A 5,548-nucleotide genomic window follows, 5' to 3' on the forward strand; every position below is an offset into this window, starting at 1 on the left:
CAGGACACTTTCCTGCCCCCCCGGCCCTTCCCCCCTGCGCCTGCTCGACTGCATTTCCCAGGAGGAACCCCCGGAGGAAACGCAGCCGAGCATCAGCGGCAATTCAATTGCTCTTATTCGCCCGCTGCCCGTGCGAGCTCGATGTCGAGGGACTCGCGTCGAATGCGCTGGTCCATGTAGAGCAGCGCCGTCATGCCGGCCGTGACCGGAAGAGTGATCGTGGCGCTGATAACCGCCGCTATCCCGATGGAAATGAGCGAGGCCCAATCCGTCGCGTCGGCGGCCGACTGTTCCCCGTAACCATGGATAAGGACGTCGAAGACGATGACGACGGCCTGGGCCATAAGGCTGACCAGCAGCGTGATCAACACGGACAGCAGCTGAATTCCGAAGACCCGCCACCAGGCGCCCTGCACCAGCTTCGCCGACCGCCGCATGGCTCCGAGCACGCTCTGCTTCTCCAGCATCAGCGCCGGGGCGGCGAGGCTGTAGCGAATCCAGAGCCGGGTCGCCACGACCATGGACACCAGACCACCCAGCGCCATGAGCGACATCCCTGCCTGCTCGGCTCCGAGCGCGGCCGCCAGCAGGCCCCAGACGATACCGGCGGCGAACACACCGACCAGGAGCATCGGCACCAGGACGAGCAGTCCCGCCATCCGCGCCAGCTGCGGCCTGGCGCTCCGCCATGCCTCCCGGGCGGTGACCGGGCGGCCCAGCACCGCCCGGCTGACGATCACCGTGAGCAGGGCCGCGGCGGTGATGGAGCCGACCAGGCTGAGCAGCCAGGCCACCCCGAGGCTGCCGAGGCCGTTGCCTATGGCGTCGACCAGTTCCTTCGGTGTCTGCGGGGTCTCCCCGCCGAGCGCGTCGAGCTCCTCAGTGCCGCGTGGCCACAACCGCTCGATCACCGTCGCCACGGTCTGCGTAGCCACGGCCACCGTCAGGGAGATGCCGACGACGGAGCGCCAGTGGAGGCGCATCGTGCGGATCGAGCCTTCCATGATCTCGCCGGTCTGCAGCGGGCGCAGCGGGATCACCCCGGGCTGGGGCGCCTGCGGCCGGCCCCCCGCCCACTGGTTCCAGCCCGGCTGCGGCCCCGTACCACCGTGGCCTGCCCGGCGGTCCGGTGCATCCGGCGTACCCGGTGCCCCGGGCGCGTCCGAGGACGTGTTCGCCCGGGCACGTGTGCGCTGCCGGGGCGGGCTCGGGGGAGAGGTCGACCAGTCGCCCGGTGGCGGCTGTTCCTGGGCCCACTGGGCTCTTTCCTGCCCTTGGGCCTGCCCTTGTGGCTGCTCGTGAGCCTGTGCTTGCGTCTCTGCCTGCGTCCCTGCCTGCGCCTCCGGCTGTGCCTGCTCCGGCTTCGTCTGTTCCTGCGTCGCCGCCGGGTCGCGCTCGTCGGACGGGGAGGATCCGGGCGAGGTCCGGCCCGGAGAGTCAGTCATGTGCGTCTCGCTCCTTCTCAGTGCCCGCCCGTCCGCCGGTTCGGCGGCGAGCGACTTCCGGCAATCGTGTCACGGTGATCCGGGCCGCCCGCGAGCTCGTACGGGGGAGTAATCCCAAGGCGACCTTCAATAGTCGGGGCACGAGCGGCAGACTGGACGGATGGCTGATCAGTTCGCGGCATCCATGGCGTCCGTCGAGCCCGGCTCCGTTCCGGCGCTGAGGTGGGAGGAGCCGCCGGAGGGGCCCGTGCTCGTGGTCCTGGACCAGCGCAGGCTCCCCGCGGAAGAGGTCGGGCTGGTGTGCACGGATGTGCCGGCGCTGGTCGACGCGGTCCGTACGCTCGCCGTCCGGGGCGCCCCGCTGCTGGGGATCGCCGGGGCGTACGGGGTGGCGCTGGCTGCCGTCCGGGGCTTCGACGTCGTGGAGGCCGCCGAGCTGCTCGCGCACGCACGCCCCACGGCCGTGAACCTCGCCTACGGGGTGCAGCGTGCCCTGGGGGCGTACGAGAAGGCCCTGAAGGACGGCAGCGGGGCCGCCCGGGCCGCCGCGGCCGCGCTCGCGGAGGCGCGTGCCCTGCACCGTGAGGACGCGGAGGCCAGTGCGCGGATGGCCGAGCACGGGCTGGCCCTGCTGGAGGAGCTGGTGCCCGGCGGCGGGTTCCGGGTTCTCACGCACTGCAACACCGGGGCGCTGGTCTCCGGGGGCGAGGGCACGGCGCTGGCCGTGGCGGGCGCGGCACACCGTGCGGGGCGGCTGAGGCGCCTGTGGGTGGACGAGACGCGTCCGCTGCTGCAGGGGGCGCGGCTCACCGCGTACGAGGCGGCCCGGGCCGGGATGGCGTACACGCTGCTCGCCGACAACGCGGCGGGGTCGCTGTTCGCCGCGGGCGAGGTGGACGCGGTGCTGATCGGTGCGGACCGGATAGCCGCGGACGGGTCCGTGGCGAACAAGGTCGGCAGCTATCCGCTGGCGGTGCTGGCCCGTTATCACCATGTGCCGTTCGTAGTGGTGGCCCCGGTGACCACCGTGGACCTCGGTACGGCGACGGGTTCGGAGATCGAGGTGGAGCAGCGCCCGGGGCACGAGATCACGGAGTTTACGGTCGTGCCACCGGGGGCAGGCGCGGAGCCGGGCACGGGGGTGCCGGTGGCTCCCCTGGGGACGCAGGCGTACAACCCTGCGTTCGACGTCACACCACCGGAACTGGTGACTGCCGTCGTCACGGAGAACGGAGTGGTCTCGCCGGTGACCCGGGCGGGGCTGGCGGAGCTCTGCGGCAGGTCACAGCGGGGATCCGGGAGTGAGCCGGCCTGATCCGCACGTGTACTGTCCACCCCTGGCGGCGAACGCTGTCGGTGTCCCGGGTCAACGGGACACACCGAAGTGTGTCAGTCGCGCCAGGTGAGCTCCGTCACCCGGCTCTATGGACCGGATGCGAAAATGGGATGATGTCGATATGAAGGGACGCGTCCTTGTCGTCGACGACGACACCGCACTGGCCGAGATGCTCGGCATTGTGCTGCGTGGTGAGGGTTTCGAGCCGTCGTTTGTAGCGGACGGCGACAAGGCACTTGCTGCTTTTCGTGAGGTCAAGCCCGATCTTGTGCTGCTCGATCTGATGCTGCCCGGCCGGGACGGCATCGAGGTCTGCCGGCTCATCCGCGCCGAGTCCGGCGTGCCGATCGTGATGCTGACGGCGAAGAGCGACACGGTCGACGTCGTCGTCGGCCTGGAATCGGGGGCCGACGACTACATCGTCAAGCCGTTCAAGCCGAAGGAGCTGGTGGCGCGGATCCGTGCCCGTCTGCGCCGCTCCGAGGAGCCCGCGCCGGAGCAGCTGGCGATAGGCGACCTGGTCATCGACGTGGCCGGGCACTCGGTCAAGCGCGACGGGCAGTCGATCGCACTGACGCCGCTCGAGTTCGACCTGCTGGTCGCGCTCGCCCGCAAGCCGTGGCAGGTCTTCACCCGTGAGGTGCTCCTGGAGCAGGTGTGGGGCTACCGTCACGCGGCCGACACCCGCCTCGTCAACGTGCACGTGCAGCGGCTGCGCTCCAAGGTCGAGAAGGACCCGGAGCGGCCGGAGATCGTGGTGACCGTCCGTGGTGTGGGCTACAAGGCCGGGCCGAGCTGACATGTCGGACAACGGTGCCGCCCCGGAGCGGGGCGTGGGGCGGCCCGTCGAGACGGCGGGCGGCATATCTTTCTTCCGGCGGCTGTGGCGGGCCGGGCGGATGCTGTCCGACGGCGCGGCCGCGGGGCCGGTCCACCCGGTGCTGAGGCTGTACGTGCGCTGGGTGCGCCGTCCGCTGCTGCCGGCGATGCGCCTGTGGCGGCGCAACATCCAGCTGCGGGTCGTCGCGACGACGCTGCTGATGTCCATGGGCGTGGTGCTGCTGCTCGGCGTCGTGGTCATCGGGCAGGTCCGCAACGGCCTGCTGGAGGCCAAGCGGCACGCGTCGCTGAGCCAGGCCGAGGGCGGTTTCAAGGCGGCGCGGGACGCCGCCGACACCGCGGGGGACACCCGCGGGCAGGACGCCCAGTCGGGCAGCCGCGGTGGCACCGATCCCGGGGCCTGGCTGACGGCCCAGGTGCAGCAGCTCTCCAGCGGCGGGCAGGGCGTCTACCACGTGGTGGCGCTCAGCTCCGGCGGCGGCGACCTCGCCTACGGCGACCTGGGGTACAACGACATGACGTCCGCCGGGGCGCGCGGCCCGCGGGCCTCCGGTGACATCGACCCCGAGGCCAGCATCCCCGCCGACCTGCGCAAACAGGTGGACTCCAAGACCGGTGCGCTGTGGAAGTCCGCGTCGGTGAAGCACAACTCCTCCGACGAGGGCGAGCCGGCGCTGGTCGTCGGCAAGCGGATGTACGACCCCAACGGCAAGGCGTACCAGCTGTACTACCTCTTCCCGTACACCCAGGAGGAGAAGTCGCTGAGCCTGGTCAAGGGCACGCTCGCGACGGCCGGGGTGTTCGTGGTCGTGCTGCTCGGGGCCATCGCCTGGCTCGTGGTGCGGCAGATCGTCACGCCCGTGCGGATGGCCGCGAGCATCTCCGAGCGGCTGGCGGCGGGCGTTTTGCAGGAGCGTATGAAGGTCACCGGTGAGGACGACATCGCGCGCCTCGGCGAGGCCTTCAACAAGATGGCGCAGAACCTCCAGGTCAAGATCCAGCAGCTGGAGCAGCTGTCGCGGATGCAGCGCAGGTTCGTCTCGGATGTCTCGCACGAGCTGCGGACGCCGCTGACGACCGTGCGCATGGCCGCCGAGGTCATCCACGAGGCCCGTGAGGACTTCGATCCGGTCACCGCGCGCTCGGCGGAGCTGCTGTACGGGCAGGTCGACCGCTTCGAGTCGCTGCTGGCCGACCTGCTGGAGATCAGCCGGTTCGACGCGGGGGCCGCGGCCCTGGAGGCCGAGCCCGTCGACCTGCGGGACGTCGTCAACCGCGTGATCGAAGGGGCCCTGCCGCTCGCGGAGCGCAAGGGCAGCAAGCTGCTGGTGCAGGGCGCCGAGCAGCCGGTGATCGCGGAGGCGGACTCCCGGCGCGTGGAGCGCGTGCTGCGCAACCTGGTCGTCAACGCGGTGGAGCACGGCGAGGGCCGGGACGTGGTCGTGCGGCTGGCGGCTGCCGGCGGCGCGGTCGCGGTGGCCGTCCGCGACTACGGCGTGGGTCTCAAGCCCGGCGAGGCGGTCCGGGTGTTCAACCGCTTCTGGCGGGCCGACCCCGCGCGCGCCCGCACCACGGGCGGTACGGGCCTGGGCCTGTCGATCGCCGTGGAGGACGCGCGGCTGCACGGCGGCTGGCTGCAGGCGTGGGGCGAGCCGGGCGGCGGTTCGCAGTTCCGGCTGACGCTGCCGGGCACGGCTGGAGAAACGTTGCGCGGATCGCCGATCCCGCTGGAGCCGGAGGACTCCCGGCGCAACCGCGGGCTGAGCGAGGCCGGAGTGCCGGTGGCCGTGGCCGGGCGGTCCGGCGGCGTGCCGCCGCAGGGCGCCGGGCTGACGCCCGTACCGCCGCAGAACAAGAACGTGCCCGCCGTGGATCCCGCGGCGCTGCCGGGCAGTGGTGCCCGTGTGGTGCGCCCGGGAAGCCGGGA

Annotated in this window: 4 protein-coding genes; 3 read left to right on the forward strand and 1 reads right to left on the reverse strand. The window is 71.8% G+C overall.

Annotated elements, in window-relative coordinates; genetic code table 11:
* Positions 1–113: 113 nt before the first annotated feature.
* Positions 114–1,040 carry a hypothetical protein gene (locus V7793_RS32445; RefSeq protein WP_336013286.1) on the reverse strand — a complete coding sequence of 309 codons (927 nt, stop codon included), beginning with the start codon at positions 1,038–1,040 and terminating at the stop codon, positions 114–116.
* Positions 1,041–1,605: 565 nt separating this feature from the next.
* Here V7793_RS32445 and mtnA point away from each other — a divergent pair.
* The 3 genes from mtnA to mtrB all read left to right on the forward strand — a co-directional run.
* The gene (gene mtnA, locus V7793_RS32450; protein ID WP_336013287.1) at positions 1,606–2,760 is read left to right on the forward strand and encodes an S-methyl-5-thioribose-1-phosphate isomerase; all 1,155 of its coding nucleotides are present in this window, start codon (positions 1,606–1,608) and stop codon (positions 2,758–2,760) included.
* 142 nt (positions 2,761–2,902) lie between these two features.
* Positions 2,903–3,580, forward strand: a complete 678-nt coding sequence (mtrA, locus tag V7793_RS32455; protein WP_055539974.1) for a two-component system response regulator MtrA — start codon at positions 2,903–2,905, stop codon at positions 3,578–3,580.
* Position 3,581: 1 nt separating this feature from the next.
* On the forward strand, positions 3,582–5,548 hold a 1,967-nt coding region (gene mtrB / locus V7793_RS32460), incomplete at its 3' end, for an MtrAB system histidine kinase MtrB (protein WP_336013288.1).

The organism is Streptomyces sp. KLMMK (assembly GCF_036961605.1).
Taxonomy (GTDB): domain Bacteria; phylum Actinomycetota; class Actinomycetes; order Streptomycetales; family Streptomycetaceae; genus Streptomyces; species Streptomyces telluris.